The sequence below is a fragment of the Cellvibrio sp. KY-GH-1 genome, assembly GCF_008806975.1.
In the GTDB taxonomy this organism is placed as follows: Bacteria; Pseudomonadota; Gammaproteobacteria; order Pseudomonadales; family Cellvibrionaceae; genus Cellvibrio.
The window spans coordinates 4,829,248-4,845,485 of record NZ_CP031728.1 but is presented as its reverse complement, the minus strand read 5'-3'; the positions used below and the strand labels follow the sequence as shown (position 1 = coordinate 4,845,485).

Below are 16,238 nucleotides of genomic sequence, written 5' to 3'. Positions count from 1 at the left end.
TTTAATACTGTGAATGGTCAGCTCATCACCGGGAGACGCAGATTCCGCCCCCACCGTCGACCAGATTTCGATTAAGTAATTGACTATAAAGCAGTTTTAGCAATTTCCAAAGAAATCAAAAATATTTTCCAGTCGCTGTCGATTTTCGTTAACGCCCCACGACTATGAAATGTCAGACAACGCACAGGGCTTAAAACCTATTCAATTTAAGGAGCTACACCATGCCCCACTACATAGATGGCTTTTTATTACCGCTCGCACCCGAAAAGCTGGCGGAGTATCAGAAAATGGCCGCCACCGCCGGTGCGGTATGGAAAGAGCATGGCGCTATAGCCTACTGGGAATGTGTCGGCGATGACCTGGACGTTCAGGACATGACCTCCTTCCGGACGGCGGCAGGCTGCAAAGATGGTGAAACTGTTGTGATCGCCTGGATTATTTATCCTTCACGCGAAGAGCGCGATCGCATTAATGCATTGGTGATGGCAGACCCACGGCTGAATGACATGTGCGATAAAGTAAATCCGCCCTTTGATTTTAAACGCATGGCGTATGGTGGTTTTAAATCAATCGTCCGCTACGAATGAACACATATCAACACTGTTATTAACTCAATAAAGGAACTCGATGATGCCAACACAAGTATTTGTAAACTTTCCGGTGAAAGACCTGGAAAAATCCAAGGCTTTTTTTTCGCACTTAGGTTACACATTTAATCCGCAATTCACCGACGAAAAAGCGGCGTGCATGGTGATCAGCGATACTATTTATTCCATGTTGGTCACTGAGCCCATGTTTAAATCCTTCACCCCCAAAACAGTTGCTGACGGACACGCCACCAAAGAAGTGATTGTTTGCCTCTCATGTGACAGCAGGGAAAAAGTTGATGAAACTATTCAAAAAGCGGTAGCGGCCGGTGGCACCGCCTGGCCTGCTGAACCCCTTGACCACGGCTTTATGTATTACCACGGATTCCATGATCTTGACGGCCACCATTGGGAGATTATGTTTATGGAACCCTCGCACGTTCAGGCATAATCGCCATCGTTTAACATTCATAGTGGAGCAGCCAATGAAATATTTATGCCTGGTTTTTTACGATGAGAATATCATCAACAATATGACCTCCACTGAGTGGAAAGCGCTGAACAGCGAATGCGAAGCCTGCGGTCAGGGCCTGCGCGATAGTGGCAAGATGATTGGTGGCAATGCATTGCATCCATCAACCACCGCAACCAGTTTGCGCATTCGAGAAGGCAAACCGTTAATTACCGACGGCCCGTTTGCCGAAACCAAGGAACAGTTGGCCGGATTTTATATGCTGGATGCCCGCGATTTAAATGAAGCCATTCAACTCGCCAGCAAAATTCCACCAGCGCGTTTTGGCACTATAGAAATTCGCCCCGTGCGCGAACTGGACTCAACCAAAGATGAACGATTCCAACAACATTTCGGCTGATATGAAACAGGCATTGATTGAACCGCGTATCGAACAGGCCGGCCCGCTTCTGGTGGCCGGTTTGCGTGAACCACTTGATCAAAACGCCGCGCAAAGAATTCCAAAGCTCTGGCAGCAACTCACCAGCGGCTGGGACCTAATCACGCAGCGCGTGGATAATGTGGGTTATGGGGTATGTATTCATTTGCGCGACCATGAATACTATTACATGGCCGCCTGTACAGTGTGGGATTTTACCGGGCTGGACGCTAGCCTCAGTCCGTTTATTATTCCCTCACAAACCTATGCAGTGTTTAGTCACAGCGGCTCTGTGCAGACCATTCGCACCACCATTGATATTGCATTTGACCAATGGCTACCCACATCTGGGTATAGGCACGCCGCCGGGCAAGAGAATTCACTACATTTTTTTGAGCGCTATGGTGAAACCTTTGATCCGCACTCAGGCACAGGCGATATTGAAATCTGGTTGCCGGTTAAGGCCAATCACGCATCCCACTCCATATAGCCGTGTACTTCGGCATAGTCATAGGTAGTTACTTCAAAAGGGTTGCCGTCGGGGTCGCGAAAATAAATTGACCAGGAGAGATCGTGATCGATAATGTTGGTCGCGATTCCCTTATCCTTTAAATGCTCGATCCAGGCAAAGAAATTTTCCGCCGTCACACTAAAGGCAATAACGGTATTTTGAATGTTTGCCGACTCAAACAGCGCCAAATGAATATTGCCCTGGGCGTTACCCAGGGTTAAAGGGCCTTTGTCCTTAGCCCAGGAATCGAATTCGGCAACGCGTTCAAAACCCAGCACATCTTTGTACCACAACTCCGCCTGATCACGGTTTTTTACCGAGATATGAACATGATCAATCATCAACAATGCGGGTACCATAACAGCCTCCAGAGGAAATTATGGCCCAGTGTACAATAAAAAACGGAGAGGCATAGCTCTCCGTTTTTACTACTGCGCCAACCGCATTCGCGTTTACTTTTTGGGTTTATCGAGCGACAGCGACGTCGAGTTGAGCGAGACAATGCGTGTCTTACTGATTTTGTGACGATAAATTTCACGCAGATATTTAATCGCTTTTTTCACGCTATCGCGCGACAGGCGAATATCATTGATTGAACAGAACTTGTCTGAATCGTTGATCAACTCGCGATATTTTTTCTCGTACATAGGTTTAATGGCATACCAGTTAGTGTCGAGAATTTTTGCCGGATTTTCATGCTCGTTCAGCATTTTATCCACCAGTTTCTCATCAAACTCTTCTGCGCGGATGAAGTCGAGCATGGCCGTATCCAACTGCTCATCAAAACGGTAAGGGTCTTTGGCGAAACAGCGCTTGATAAAGGCGACGATTAAGGTGAGGAAGTCATCACTCAGACACGGGCTTTTTACTATCAGGGTTGTCAACGAAATATTGGCCGAGGCACCAATGACCAGCGCATAACGTTTCAAGGTGGTATTGGGGAACAAACCATTCAAATGGGATTTGAGTTTATTCAAATCCATATAGGAGAGTTTGTAATCTTTCGGCAGGGAAATAATCGACACAATCGACGAACAGTTTTTGAAGAAATGCAGGTTCTTCAGTTCTTCCGGGTCATAACCCTTTTGCAAATAATTTTCCAACGCCTTACGGTAATGCTCGGACTCAATTGGCAAAAGGCTGATACCTTCAATTGCCTGAGTCACCTTGTTGAAGTGCGGCAGATCAATTGAACGATAGAACAAATCATCGATATTCAACTCGCTGCTTTTTTTAGTTTCCAATCCGCGTAGTTTATCTACGCCCTGGACCGGCAACGCCGTAGGAATAACCGATTCCGCATAAGCCACCGCGACCGGGCCGGCAAGGCTCATGAACAAGTCGTTGGCGTCCAGTCGAATTGTTTCGCCAATATCGATACCGGCGCGGCGGAAATAGTTTTCATCGTAATCGGTGGTCACCGCTTGCGCAGTGAGAATATTAAAAATTTGCTGGGAAATGTATTGGTTGGCGTACTTCTCCATGGCATTGACATCAATATGCTGGATCGCACCTTCATCCGTTTCTTCGGCGTAACGCATAATGTCATTGGAAATCAGCATCATGGCATTCCAGGGGCGAATGCGATGCATAACGCTGGCTTCACTGGAGTCTTCATTGTCGAAGTTGTAGGAGAAATCCCACTCTTCCGACAAGTACTTACATAACAAGCGCCCGGCATTGATATGCAGCGCCTCAGACATTTCTACGCCGTGATCAGAAATATTCGGCAATATGCAGATACCGCTGGTAAATATTGGCTCAAATACAAATGAATGGCCGCGATTTTCGGCGTTATCGGCTTGCGAGTGGGAATCAAAAGTTTTGCTCATGTAAGCATACTGTTGGGCAAGACCAAACTCGCTGGCCATGCCTGACCCGGTCCCGCCGCCCGCACTGAAAATATAAAAATACAACCGCGACTGGTTGGCTTTAATGCCGCAAGAATCAATTAAATAGGAATGCACGTGCTTCCAATCGGGATTGGAAAAACGCTGGGTATCTTTATTCAAAATAATTTTGGCAAGGTACTGGCCAAGAATTGGCGCATTACCGGAACCACCGGCATGGACTTCGGACAAGTCCATGATTTTCATTTTGGTGTAATCCTTCAGAAAACCGGAGCGCTCACCCTTGTGGGAAAAACGAATGCGGCCATCGATATCTTTATCCAGATCGCCGAGCATCACCAACGGCTCAATTAAAAACACTGGCTTTAACCGATGCGAACCTTTCAAATGTAAACCGCGCTTAATCCAGCGCATGGGCTTATGGTCCTGCTCGCGAACTTCTTTTTCTTCGGTGGTGAAATCGTTGAGGTAATAATTGCGCGCGTTGTAAACCAGTGAGGCCACATCCAACGCGATATTGGAACCGCAGCGCCCCAAGCCAATTAAACACACCGACGGGAATTGCGGCGGCTTGGCATCTTCATTCTGATCATTGCCGACCTGGGGATAAACACTGGAACGCAAGGTATCCAGGTTGTAGAGGATTTTATTCAAATCCCGCTCGGTAAAATACATGTAACCGCTGTTTGACCCCGAAATAGATTGCCCTTCGGACTCTGCCATTTCTTCGGGTGAAGCATCCAACGTGATCAGATCATCTTGCTCTTGGGTTTCATTGGCGCGCGAGGATTTTTTGGTGGCCATGATGGATGGTGTCCTTAGTGAACCTTAGCTATTAATTTAGGAGTAAGTGCCAGATACGGCTTATGGTCTTAACACCTATTAACGCTAGACGCGACTTGCCATAAATACAAATTTGCATGCCGCGCCTGTACAAAAAGTCACCGAATTCGACTCATTTAGCGCCGTTTGGGGAGTTTTCCACTCAATTGTTTCGGTTTAACGCCTCCAACACCTGTGCGTCGCGCGCGTAAATATCGGGCTTGAACGCGATCCTGTCTTCGCTCACCGCGTCGACCGTCCAATAAGCCAGCAATATAGGCACGCGCTTGGCAAGATTCACGTTGCGGGTCTTGCCAGTTTCCAGGGACTTATCAATAGCTGCCTTGTCCCATCCAGGCGTTTCTGTCAGGAGTAACTCCACCAATTCCAGCGCGCGCTCTACACGAATACAACCGGAACTAAATGCACGCTGGCTTTTGTTAAACAATTTTTGGTGTGGAGTATCGTGCAGATAGACCGAGTGAGAGTTGGGAAAACGAATTACCGCCTTCCCCAACGCGGCGTGGGGGCCGGCGTCCTGACGCAGGGTCACATTGCCAGGCTTAAACCAATCGATCTTGGCCGCATCCAATTCCTTGCCACTGCTATCCAATACACGAATTTTGTTGTCGCGCAGGTAACTTAAGTCCTTGCGCAATTTGGGCAGTACATCTTTACGCAAAATAGTGGGCGGAATTGTCCAGGTTGGATTGAGCGTTATGTAATTTACTTCCGATTTAAAAATCGGACTGGTGCGATAAGACATTCCCACCTGCACGCGCGAGCGCCAGATTGGTTGATTGGCTTTGAAGTAGGTAATTTTAAATCCGGCCACATCCACCAATAACATTTCCGGCGGGATGTTGTGCAACAGCCAACGCGCGCGATCCAGATTCACGCGGATTTGATCAACGCGCGCTTGCGCAGAAACATTCAGCGCAGCGCGTGTTGCCGGACCAATAGCACCGTCCGTTTCCAGGTATTGATCGCGCTGAAACTTTTTGACCGCTTCCACCAAGTAATTATCAAACACCTCGGCCGGATTAACGGGCGCCGCGCTGGATGAAGCCGCAGATTCAACGCTCGACGCCGTATCGCTGGATGATACCTCTGAGGATGAAGGTCCACCGGCAAGGGCATCGTCACTTGCCAAGTTTTCGCTCGCTAGCATATCCGCAGCAACTGCTGCCGACGAACTCGCCGCTGCAGCGCTGGAAGCCGCTGCCGCCAAGGCGTTCTGACGCTGACACTCAGCGATGATCGCCCGACTCTCTTCCTCATCCACGTCAGGGGCCTGGTACTCACCTGTTACTTGTAAACGCTGACGCAACACTGCCACTTGGGGATCAATCGCGCAGGGTTTGAGCGTCGGTCCGGCGGCCAGCGCAGGCCAGCCACCAGCAGCATTTAACTCGCGATAGTGTTTCAAGCCCGCCACCAGACTAAGGTAAGTTGGGTGCTGCGGGCGGGTTTTAGTAAACAACTCGGCAATACCGCCCTCATCAACCGCCGTTAGCAATTGCGACGCAAGATTGGTTTGAGTCAGGTCCTCCAGCTCAAAATTCCACTGCGGGTCGAGCCCAGTGGGATCCACCTTGCCATTGAAGAGATGATAAATCGCGCGCAGGTAGGCGGTCGTTGCGCGCAACTCGTCGTCAACACGCATACCCAGTGATTCGGGTGAGTCATCTCCAATCAACGGTAACGCGTTGCGTAATTGGTTAATTTGGTAATCATCCGGGTTGAGTCCATCCGCCGCCATGGCATCGATGGACTCAATCAGTTCACTCAAACGCGCCTTATTGTTCCACGCAGGCCGATACTGGCGCTGATGATAGAAACTACTAACCGCCTGGTTCAGGAAATGGGCGCTCTTGGGATTTGCGCCTTCAAAGGCCAGTTGCAAGGCCACAATGCGCACCTCTATTTCTTGCGCCATCAGTGCCGAAAAATCCGGTTTGGCGGCCTGCTTTTTATCGCTCGCCGCCGCCGCGCCCGGGCCAAACCACAACAAACTCCAGATCCCTAGAGTGACAACCGCTAAACAAACCCGACCAGATAACCGCATAAACCAGCGCTCCCGCACGCCTGAATCTTTCACATACATCCTGTTAAGCCATTGCTACCAAATCGACATTGTTATTACCTTTCGATAACGCGAATGACGAAAATACGCGCAGTCCATAGCCAAAAAGCCTATAGAAAAGTTTTTTTTGTGGAACTTTTGTTATTTGCTGCACCCAAACCAGAGTGCTAGCATTCTAAAAACATTGAGTTTTAATTAATAAAAATCTTTCGGGTTGGCCCGAATGACCAGATAACCATCCAGCAAGGTAGCTGCATCAACAATTTTACCCTGACAATATTCGCACTGCTGCTAACAAACTGCTGTTAACAAATAGTATCGATAAATAAAAGGGTACCCGGCGTCTTGGGGATTTACATGCGGTACCAGATTATCAAGGCCTTCTTCTTGTCGGCCTGTTTAAGCGTTTCCTTAGCGACTATTTCGCCAGCTCATGCTGCCTCGACAGACAATAGCAAGCTTACCAACCCTTTTAAACCAGTGGTTTATAAACAACTTTCCCCCCATCAGCAGTTGCTGAATAAAATGCTGCGCGCAGCGCCTACTGCCAACCCTAAAGTCATCGCTATGGCCCTGTCGGCGATGGACTGTGCCCTGAGCGATGGCATGGCTCCCGCGCGCAACCTCACCCTGATTGATTACTCGCTAGTTTCTACCAAACCACGCCTGTGGGTATTTGATTTGGTGAGCGGCAAGCTACTGTTCCACGAATTGGTAGCCCACGGCATGAAAACAGGCAAAAACTTCGCGCGTAACTTTTCCAATACTTTGGGCAGCCACCAGACCAGTCTCGGTCTATTCCGCACCAAAGACACCTATGTGGGCGGCAATGGCTATTCCCTGCGCATGGAAGGATTGGAAAACGGTTTTAACGATTTAGCCATGGAACGCAAAATTGTGTTTCACGGGGCCGATTATGTGGATTTAAAGTTGGCTCAAAAATTAGGCCATTTGGGGCGCAGTCACGGCTGCCCTGCGGTGCGTAAGGGTGTGGCACAAAAAGTGATCGACACTATCAAAGGCGATCAGTTTTTGTTTTCCTACTACCCGGACAAACACTGGCTGAGCACCTCCAAATATTTAAATTGCCCGCATAACCAACACTTGGCACAGAACACTTTTACGCAATAATTTTCCGTTTCTATCAGTCATTGACCGGAAATCCATTCAGAAGGGCTGCATATATGCAGCCCCGAACCGCACCTGATTAGATCCCCTCAAAAAAATCGCCCCTTCTGTAAAGCAATGTTAAAGAGTGGCAGTCACTCACAGTCTCTGTATCAAGCTGTGTAAAAGCATTCGCTGGATAGTCAAATAGTCGCTATAACTAAAACAGTTTTTACAGATAACAATTACAGCAACATCTAGAGCAACAAGCCCCGGGAAAACACACTCCATGATTAACGTCAATTTCAGACACGGTGCATTGCCCGTGTGCATTGGTTTATTAGCCATCGCCAGCGCAAACCTTCACGCAGCGGATACTGCATCGGAAAAAAAAGAACCCTGGCAGCTAGCCCAGGAAACTGAAGTCTGGGAGCCAGTGCCTGCGGTTATCCAAGCTCCCGCAAACGCAGCACCTTCCGATGCCATAGTGTTGTTTGATGGAAAAAATTTAGCCCAGTGGCAAGCCGCCGAAGGTGGTGAAGCCAAATGGACTGTCGCAAACAACGCGGTAACTGTTACACCGAAAGCCGGCGATATCAAAACCAAAGAATCGTTTTGCGATGTGCAATTGCACATTGAGTGGATGACGCCGACAAAAATTACCGGTGATGATGGCAAAGTGTTGGAGAGCCAGGGCCGCAATAACAGCGGTGTGTTTTTACAAGAGCGCTATGAAGTGCAAGTGCTGGATTCCTACAACAACAAGACTTATCCCAATGGCCAGGCCGGCTCTGTGTACAAACAATCCATTCCACTCGTGAACGCCACGCGCGCACCGGGCGAATGGCAGAGCTACGATATTATTTTTACCGCACCCAAATTTGATAGCGCACAAAAACTCAGCGCACCCGGTTATGTAACTGTGCTGCACAACGGTGTACTGGTGCAAAACCATTTTGCAATTCAGGGCGCGACCGAATGGATTGGCAAACCTTCTTACAAACCGCATGACTGTGCACCCATTCGCTTGCAAGATCACGGCAACCCTGTGAGCTTCCGCAATATCTGGGTGCGTAAACTCTAATTCCCGTTTCTGTCCGCTGACGGTTTGCTTTATTGAACTGTCACTGTTTCGCGCCGCCACTTGCAAAAGCGGCGGCGCTTTTTTCTTAAAGAAAGAACAGGTAATCAATCATGCCTTTTGCTCATCAGCTGCGTGCTTCAGTCATCGCACTCGCGTATTTTTCGTTCCCTGCAATGGTATTCGCCGATACCAATAGCCCTGCACTCGCGTTCAAAGACACTGCAGAATGGACAACAGCAGCGGCAGTGAGCGCGGTCGGCAACAAATTACAAATTAACGCCGCGGCAAACGGCGATATTCTGGTACTGAGCCGGGCCGGCAACAATTCATCTGGCAACAGTTCAGCAAATAACGCGCACTTGGTTACCAAAGCCTATTTAAGCGATGCGTTAATCCACTTGGAATATTTGGTACCTGAAGGCAGTAAAGCCAGATTGTTTTTACACGGTCGCTACGCCATCGATTTGCCCAACAAAAATAATGAGTGGTCACAACTCAGCGTGCAATTTCGCGCACCGAGGTTTGACGAAGCGCGCAATAAAACGCAAAACAGTTTACTGCTGGAAGCGCGCATTAATGGCGACCCCGTTGCCATTAACCAAATCATGGACAGCGTTAGCCCCGGCGCCAGCATGAGCTGGGAAGATCAAGGCGGCCCCACCACTATTCTGGTTGAACAGGGGCAACTAGCGCTGCGCAATTTCACTATTTTGCCCGCGGATTTTGGTCAAATTATTTTGCCGGAAAAATCCGGGGGTGAAACCAATCAAAAAGATCTGGTGGATTTTGTTGCGTTAGGCAAAGAAACGTTTGAATCGGTCGGGTGCAATGCTTGCCACCTGATCAGTAAAAACGATGCGGGTGTCAGTACTGGCCCTAACCTCTACGCATTATTTAAACGCGAAGTGCGCGATCGCGCCGTGGTGGAAGGTGGTGAAGGCCATCGCTTTACCATTAAAGCCAATCGAGAATATTTGCACCGCAGCCTGCGCGACCCAAGCTCGCAATTAGCGATTGCCGAATCGGGTGCAAAAAAAGGTGAAGCGTTTTTGCCCATCATGCCGGCGTTCTCCGCTCAAACATTAAGTGATGTGCAAATTGATGCGATAGGCGCTTACCTCTCCACACTCAATGAACCTTTTGAGCAAGGCCCCGCAGTAAAACTGCTCGCGCAAAGCGGCGCGGCAGAATACGACCCGATTGCAGATCGTTTGCAATTATTGGTGGATGATGAAGTGCGCATTCAGCGCGGCCCTATGGCTGGTGTTTCCGGTCGTGCGATTCACGTGGGTACTCCCTGGGGAATTAACTATTCGTTTGATCCGCGTCTGCTGGCCATTACCAAAATCTGGCAGGGCGGATTCCTGGACATGAGTGGCGAATTTTTAAATCGCGGCGGAAAAGGTTTAAAGATGGGTTACGAAAGCCGCGAAATTAATTTCGGCAACAATGAATTTTTATTAGCGCCTTTAAACGCACAAGGCAAGGTGATTGATTTTTCATTTAAAGATGCAAAATTTGGCGATCCGGAAACGGCGAAAGCATCGCTCTACAGCAAAGAAGATCACCTGCCGCGCGTTGCCGCTATGGACGCACAATTTTTAGGCTACACACGCAACTCCAAACAAAAACAGGAACTGCCAACCTTTAATTATCGCGTGGGTAAAAACACACTAAAAGTCCAGACGCGCATCAATGCAAACGGTGAAGTGGCTATTCATCTGAGTGGCGAGATAAAAGTCGCCCAGCAATTTTCACTTAACCCGCAGCTGCTACAAAACGCCGCCGTAGATAAAGGTGAAATTGCCAACAACCAATGGATCTTACCCGCCGGCAGTAAACAGGCAACACTCACCGCCAGGATGCAAGTTGCAGCCAACGCATGGCACGCGAAAAAATCGACGTTTAATTATCGCAAGCAACCGATAAAAATTACCGAATCCAAGGCAGATTTACCGGCAGGTTACCGCATCGAAAGCTATTACCCACCCAAAGATAATTACGGCCGCGAACAATTATTTGAAGCCTTGGGCCTCGCACTCACGCCAAACAACACCACCGTGATTGCAACGCGTACCGCCGGTATCTGGCGTATGGTAAAAGGGGAATGGCAATTATTCGCCGAAGGCACTTTCGATAGTCTGGGACTGTTGGTAGAAGATAAAAAGGGCCTGCAAGTCATCGCTGGACAAAAGGCCGAATTAACCCGCATTAAAGACACTAACGGCGATGGTATCGCCGATACTTATGAAACACTGTTTGATGCCCACTCCTACCACGGCAATTACCACTCTTACATGCACGGCCCGGTGCGCGGCGGTGATGGCGCCTATTACATCAGCATCAACCTCGCCGATGGTAACGACGGCTCCACGTACAAAGCGGATGGCAAATACATGGGCAGTGCCGGTGGCTTGGCGGGATGGAATATTCGCGTTAAACCCAACGGAAAATTTACGCCCTGGGCGAATGGTTTACGCAGCCCTGCTGGTTTGGGTACTGCGCCCGATGGTCGCATCTGGTACTCGGATAACCAGGGCGAGTTTATGGGCACCTCGAAAATATTTGTGATTGAACAAAATAAATTCTACGGCCATCCATCGAGCCTGGTGGATTTGCCAGGCATGACACCGGACTCGCCCGAGATTGCCTGGAGCAAGGTGCAAAACACGCGCACCCAGCCAATTATTTTGTTGCCGCACAATCGCGTCGCCAACTCACCCGGCAATCCCGCGTGGGATACGACCAAAGGAAAATTTGGCCCCTTCACCCACCAAATGCTAATGGGCGATCAAACCCAATCCAATTTGCTGCGCATTGCGGTGCAAAATGTGGATGGCGTTGAGCAAGGCAGCGTAATGCCCTTTATTGATGGTTTGGAATCCGGCGTTATGCGTCCGCTGTTTTTGAAAGATGGCAGCTTGCTGCTCGGTCAAACCGGGCGCGGCTGGCAAGCAAAAGGCGGCCATGTGGCCAGTTTGCAACGCATTATCTGGGATGGAAAAAACATTGCCCCGGCAATCATTGAATTGCAGGCAACAACGACCGGCTTTGCAATCGAATTCACTCAGCCAATTGACAGCAAAATAACAGCAGATGAACTAAGATCGCTGCTGACGTTGGAGTCCTGGGTGTACCGCGACGCGCCGGATTATGGTTCGGATGAGTTGGATGTAAAACCGGAAGCGGTTAAAAATATCAGCATCGCGGCAGATCGTAAAAGTATCCGTATTGATTTGGCAACATTGGAACAAGCCAAGATACACCCACAACAGACGGCGCGGATTTACCATGCGCAGATAAAAACAACAACATTATTTGAAAAAAATGCCGTGGAAAAAATGGATGCGTATTACACGCTCTATAAATTCCCTAAAGAATAAAATCCACACAATTATCCAAGTGAGATAAAAATGGAGTTCGGTGTTTACTCCGGGACTGTCGGAGACATGGGCGAAGCAAGCGTTTGCAAAACATGTTTTGCGCGCAGCTGAACGACAACAGGTTTACCTGTTGACAGGCCCGCCTGGCGGTCGACGACAAGCCTACATGGACGTATTCACGGCGTGCCCCGGAGTAAATAGCGGAGTCCATTGCTCTCGCAGCACACTAGATCTTGCAAATTATGAATTAAGGTTCGCAATGAAAAATTTCCGTTTCACTCCATTATTTCTCGCATTAATCGCAACTCCCGGTTTTTCCGCTACTGAAGAGTTAATCGTCACTGGCAGCTACAACCCGGTAACCAATGAACAGCTTTCTTCTTCCGTCTCCGTTATCAACCAGCAAGAATTATTACAGCTCAGCAACAACAGCGTGATTGATGCACTGCGTCAAATCCCCAGCTTGTGGGTAGAAGAACAAGGCGGCCCCGGCGGTATTACCTCCATCGCCCTGCGCGGTGCAGAAGCCAACCACACACTGGTATTGCTTGATGGTGTACAACTCAATGACCCCACCAATACCCGCGGTGGTGCCTTTGATTTAAACAGTATCAACATTGAATCCATTGAACGCATCGAAATTATTCGCGGCGCACAATCGGCCGTGTACGGTTCTGATGCGCTAGCCGGTGTAATTCACATCATCACCAAAACACCCGGCAAAGCCACCACGACACTCAATGCCAGCGTGGGCAGCGATGACTATGCCAGCACCGGCCTCAGCACTTCAGGCAAACTCAACAACCTCGGCTATGCATTCTCATTGCAAACCAAAGATGCCGGTGAACCAGTACCGGGCAGCACTGCAAAAAATACGGAATTCTCCAGCCGCTTAAATTGGCAACAAGAAAATCACACGCTCAATTTTAACTACCGTTACTTTGATGGCGAGCGCACCAGCTTCCCCGAGCAAAGTGGTGGGCCGGAGTTTGCACTGAGTCGCGATCTGGATGAGAGTAATTACAAAGATCAAAGCGCAGCATTTAGCTGGATAGCCCAAGCGAATAATGTTTGGCAAAGCAAAGTTAGCGCAAGCTGGTATCAACGCGATGAAGATTTAACATCACCCGGTATTCTGCCATTTGATGCAGTTCCACCCAACGGATCGGTCATTGACTTTAATCGCACAGCGTTTAGCTGGATTAACACACTGGGCAATCAACAAAAATTCTGGGCCAATATTGGTGTAGAAACCAAAAAAGAAGATGGCTCCAGTGAGGGCTATTTATTTTCACCCGACGTATATCCAATTAACTTTGCATTGAATCGTCAAATCGACAGCGCCTTCATCAACCTGAATGGCTACGTCACTGATGCGCTCTTGATTCAAGCCAGTGTTCGTCGCGATGATGCCGACGGCTTTGAAGCCAACGATAGCGGCCAGGTGGGCGCACGCCTTGAAGTCAATAATAATTGGACCCTGTTTGCCAACTGGGGCGAAGGCTTTAAATTGCCGAGCTTCTTTGCCATCGGTCACCCACTCGTAGGCAATGACCAACTGGTACCCGAAACGGTTCGCACGAAAGATATAGGCGTGGAGTTTCAACAAGATGACTACTCAGCACGCGCTAGTTATTTCACTCATGCCTATCGCAATCTCATCGATTTTGATGCCGTGGAATTTAAAAACGTCAACCGTGCTCGCGTGGAAACCAGCGGATTGGAAACTGAAGTAAATTGGCAAATCCAGCAAAACCTGAGCTGGCGCCTGCATGGCACTTATACTGATATAGATATGCAATCGTCCGACAATCATTTACTCGGAAGACCGCAAGCGACTTATGGAACTTCTATTCATTACGCGGTGAATGATAACTGGAAATTTAACTTGAATTATTTACGAGTCGATAAACGCTTTGCGGTAACTCGCTATAGCGGTGCCGATGATGAGCAAATATTAGGGGCCTATAATCGCTTCGACGCGAACGCGCAATGGCAAATTAACAAACTCACACAAGTGGGCTTGTCACTGGAAAACCTGACCGATGAAAACTATCACACAGATATCGGCTTCCCGGCAGCGGGAACCAGTGCGAAGCTGAATTTGAAACTTAGTTTTTAGTTCAGATTAATTACATCGGAGAAAACAAAAAAGCCTGATCATCCGTAACGATGATCAGGCTTTTTCTTGCCGGTTCTAGCTGATAAGAATATTACTTGCGCCTGAAAATAAAAAATAACGCTAACAATAGCGAGATAATTGCTGCAATTAACTTTTCAGTATTCAACGAGCTCAAAAATGAATTGCGGTACTGCTCCGGAATATCGCCCTGCCCTATAATCACATTCAGTACCACCGGTTGTACTCCGCGCGCGCTCCACACTGGTGAGTAAATTCAATCCCTCCGGTTCACCCACCTTATAAGTTTTGGTGATATTACCGATCACATAAGAGCCTTCTTTTTTGCTCAACGCGAGATAAGCCCCATACATTTCTTCACCCAACATTTCGCGCATTTCTTCCGGACTACGCTCACCAATTATGGCTTTTACTCGCTCATCCAATGCACCAGCCGACTTTTCTATTTTCATATTTGACGCTTTAAAAATCAGAACTGAATCAGGAATCGGAATTGGAACCATCTCAAATGATGCATTTACTACCACCTCACCCTCAGGATCAGATTCGGCAGAGATACCCACTAACTGGTAAACCACCCACACCGGTTGGTGCGGATCATGGGCCACCGCAACAGGAACGGACATATGCCTGCTGGCATCGGGGATCAAGGGTGTTAGTAATTGTTTGGTGGCTAAAACCTCGGCATGGACAGGAGTAATCAACAACAGGGGTAAAACCATAACGGCCAAAAACCGGAGGCGTCGACTCATAAATATCCCAAGGTGCGATGTATTTTTATTGGTAGCTTTAAGGTGGTGGTTTATAGCATATCTTTTTCGTTAAACCGAGAGATGCCATTCTTGACTAGCCCATAATTCTCGCGCAAGATTCGCCACCAATAATAAGTCAGCTGCGCCCACAAGCTAACACCAGAATTTTTCGATTTCCCCCTACGCAGATTCGCTCTAGACAACTCTAAAACTGCTCACCCACTCGCGCCCAACAACGCCTGTGCGGTAAAACATTTTTTAGCGTTTTCAAAACCCCAGAGGGAAATATGAATAACAAAGTCGCATTAATCTTACTTTCATCCGGTATTCTCGCCTCCTGTGGTGGTGGTGGAGGCGGAGGAGAAAAAACTTCCACCACATCAACCCCGGCTTCTACCAAGAGCTCAAGTTCTTCGAGCTCAAGCTCTTCAATTTCGAGCAAGGCCGCTAGTTCAGCGGCAACATCAGTTGCCGTATTACAGGGGCAATTTAAAGATACCAATATCAGCGGTTTGAAATTTGTTTCTGGTGCCCAGTCCGGAGTTACCAATAACACCGGAACCTTCAGCTACGAACAAGGTAAAACCGTTAGTTTCTCCATTGGCGGCGTCGTATTAGGCAGCACTCAGGGGAAAGCGTTAATTACCCCCATAGACCTGATTGAAAATGGCAGCTCCAATCATCAGGCCATACAGAATATGGTGCGCTTTTTACTGATGTTGGATACTGATGGCTATGCAGACAATGGCATTCAGCTTTCATCCGCGCTACAAACTGCAGCAACAAGCTGGACACAAATTGATTTTACCTCCGCAAACTTTGCACAAAACCTGACAACCATAATGAGTGCCGCTTCGGCTGCAGATGGTGGTTCTCATCAGCTTCCTGATGTGGCGAGTGCACAACAACATTTGGAAGCAACCCATCTATGCAATTACTCAGGTGTTTATAAAGGTAATTTTAGTGGCGACAATAAAGACAAACTTGCTTTTTTGTCAGCGCACTTGATGGCAATGTGATCGGATT

Annotated in this window: 13 protein-coding genes; 9 read left to right on the top strand and 4 right to left on the bottom strand. The window is 48.4% G+C overall.

The annotated features are described in order from the left end of the window. The first annotated feature begins 221 nt into the window (after nucleotides 1-221). From D0C16_RS20455 to D0C16_RS20440, 4 genes are read left to right on the top strand one after another with little or no spacing between them, the layout of a single operon-like run. Nucleotides 222-587, top strand: coding sequence for a DUF1428 domain-containing protein (locus D0C16_RS20455; RefSeq protein ID WP_151034051.1), 366 nt, complete (start codon nucleotides 222-224; stop codon nucleotides 585-587). Between the two features lie 40 nt (nucleotides 588-627). Beyond that, the gene (locus D0C16_RS20450) at nucleotides 628-1,038 is read left to right on the top strand and encodes a VOC family protein (RefSeq protein ID WP_225318782.1); all 411 of its coding nucleotides are present in this window, start codon (nucleotides 628-630) and stop codon (nucleotides 1,036-1,038) included. Nucleotides 1,039-1,072: 34 nt separating this feature from the next. Continuing rightward, the gene (locus tag D0C16_RS20445; protein WP_151034050.1) at nucleotides 1,073-1,459 is read left to right on the top strand and encodes a YciI family protein; all 387 of its coding nucleotides are present in this window, start codon (nucleotides 1,073-1,075) and stop codon (nucleotides 1,457-1,459) included. Continuing rightward, a complete protein-coding gene (locus D0C16_RS20440; RefSeq protein ID WP_151034049.1) occupies nucleotides 1,431-1,967 on the top strand; it encodes a GyrI-like domain-containing protein in 537 nt (178 codons plus the stop codon). The genes D0C16_RS20445 and D0C16_RS20440 overlap by 29 nt, the downstream gene beginning before the upstream one ends. Here D0C16_RS20440 and D0C16_RS20435 read toward each other — a convergent pair. The 3 genes from D0C16_RS20435 to D0C16_RS20425 all read right to left on the bottom strand — a co-directional run bounded on the left by D0C16_RS20435 (nucleotide 1,946) and on the right by D0C16_RS20425 (nucleotide 6,761). Next, nucleotides 1,946-2,347, bottom strand: a complete 402-nt coding sequence (locus tag D0C16_RS20435) for a VOC family protein (protein ID WP_151034048.1) — start codon at nucleotides 2,345-2,347, stop codon at nucleotides 1,946-1,948. The genes D0C16_RS20440 and D0C16_RS20435 overlap by 22 nt on opposite strands. A gap of 93 nt (nucleotides 2,348-2,440) precedes the next feature. Continuing rightward, entirely contained in the window at nucleotides 2,441-4,642 is a 2,202-nt protein-coding gene (locus tag D0C16_RS20430) for a hypothetical protein (protein ID WP_151034047.1), read from the bottom strand. 181 nt (nucleotides 4,643-4,823) lie between these two features. After that, nucleotides 4,824-6,761, bottom strand: a complete 1,938-nt coding sequence (locus tag D0C16_RS20425; RefSeq protein ID WP_225318781.1) for a murein L,D-transpeptidase — start codon at nucleotides 6,759-6,761, stop codon at nucleotides 4,824-4,826. Between the two features lie 342 nt (nucleotides 6,762-7,103). Between D0C16_RS20425 and D0C16_RS20420 the strand changes: the two genes are divergently transcribed. From D0C16_RS20420 to D0C16_RS20405, 4 genes are all read left to right on the top strand, one after another. Further along, the gene (locus D0C16_RS20420) at nucleotides 7,104-7,877 is read left to right on the top strand and encodes a murein L,D-transpeptidase catalytic domain family protein (RefSeq protein ID WP_151034045.1); all 774 of its coding nucleotides are present in this window, start codon (nucleotides 7,104-7,106) and stop codon (nucleotides 7,875-7,877) included. Between the two features lie 265 nt (nucleotides 7,878-8,142). Further along, complete coding sequence (locus tag D0C16_RS20415; protein ID WP_151034044.1) at nucleotides 8,143-8,937, top strand: DUF1080 domain-containing protein; 795 nt, start codon at nucleotides 8,143-8,145, stop codon at nucleotides 8,935-8,937. A 110-nt stretch (nucleotides 8,938-9,047) separates the two neighbouring features. Beyond that, nucleotides 9,048-12,320, top strand: coding sequence for a cytochrome c (locus D0C16_RS20410; protein ID WP_191968571.1), 3,273 nt, complete (start codon nucleotides 9,048-9,050; stop codon nucleotides 12,318-12,320). A 259-nt stretch (nucleotides 12,321-12,579) separates the two neighbouring features. Further along, a complete protein-coding gene (locus D0C16_RS20405; protein ID WP_151034043.1) occupies nucleotides 12,580-14,442 on the top strand; it encodes a TonB-dependent siderophore receptor in 1,863 nt (620 codons plus the stop codon). A gap of 155 nt (nucleotides 14,443-14,597) precedes the next feature. Here D0C16_RS20405 and D0C16_RS20400 read toward each other — a convergent pair whose 3' ends face one another. Further along, the gene (locus D0C16_RS20400; protein ID WP_151034042.1) at nucleotides 14,598-15,212 is read right to left on the bottom strand and encodes a hypothetical protein; all 615 of its coding nucleotides are present in this window, start codon (nucleotides 15,210-15,212) and stop codon (nucleotides 14,598-14,600) included. Nucleotides 15,213-15,499: 287 nt separating this feature from the next. Here D0C16_RS20400 and D0C16_RS20395 point away from each other — a divergent pair, with 287 nt between their 5' ends. Next, a complete protein-coding gene (locus D0C16_RS20395) occupies nucleotides 15,500-16,231 on the top strand; it encodes a hypothetical protein (RefSeq protein ID WP_151034041.1) in 732 nt (243 codons plus the stop codon). Nucleotides 16,232-16,238 lie beyond the last annotated feature (7 nt).

What these genes read in the sequence shown, in the direction of transcription:
- D0C16_RS20455 (WP_151034051.1), top strand. Translation starts at nt 222, where the DNA reads ATGCCCCACTACATAGATGGCTTTTTATTACCGCTCGCACCCGAAAAG.
- D0C16_RS20450 (WP_225318782.1), top strand. Translation starts at nt 628, where the DNA reads ATGATGCCAACACAAGTATTTGTAAACTTTCCGGTGAAAGACCTGGAA.
- D0C16_RS20445 (WP_151034050.1), top strand. Translation starts at nt 1,073, where the DNA reads ATGAAATATTTATGCCTGGTTTTTTACGATGAGAATATCATCAACAAT.
- D0C16_RS20440 (WP_151034049.1), top strand. Translation starts at nt 1,431, where the DNA reads ATGAACGATTCCAACAACATTTCGGCTGATATGAAACAGGCATTGATT.
- D0C16_RS20435 (WP_151034048.1), bottom strand. Translation starts at nt 2,347, where the DNA reads ATGGTACCCGCATTGTTGATGATTGATCATGTTCATATCTCGGTAAAA.
- D0C16_RS20430 (WP_151034047.1), bottom strand. Translation starts at nt 4,642, where the DNA reads ATGGCCACCAAAAAATCCTCGCGCGCCAATGAAACCCAAGAGCAAGAT.
- D0C16_RS20420 (WP_151034045.1), top strand. Translation starts at nt 7,104, where the DNA reads ATGCGGTACCAGATTATCAAGGCCTTCTTCTTGTCGGCCTGTTTAAGC.
- D0C16_RS20415 (WP_151034044.1), top strand. Translation starts at nt 8,143, where the DNA reads ATGATTAACGTCAATTTCAGACACGGTGCATTGCCCGTGTGCATTGGT.
- D0C16_RS20410 (WP_191968571.1), top strand. Translation starts at nt 9,048, where the DNA reads ATGCCTTTTGCTCATCAGCTGCGTGCTTCAGTCATCGCACTCGCGTAT.
- D0C16_RS20405 (WP_151034043.1), top strand. Translation starts at nt 12,580, where the DNA reads ATGAAAAATTTCCGTTTCACTCCATTATTTCTCGCATTAATCGCAACT.
- D0C16_RS20400 (WP_151034042.1), bottom strand. Translation starts at nt 15,212, where the DNA reads ATGAGTCGACGCCTCCGGTTTTTGGCCGTTATGGTTTTACCCCTGTTG.
- D0C16_RS20395 (WP_151034041.1), top strand. Translation starts at nt 15,500, where the DNA reads ATGAATAACAAAGTCGCATTAATCTTACTTTCATCCGGTATTCTCGCC.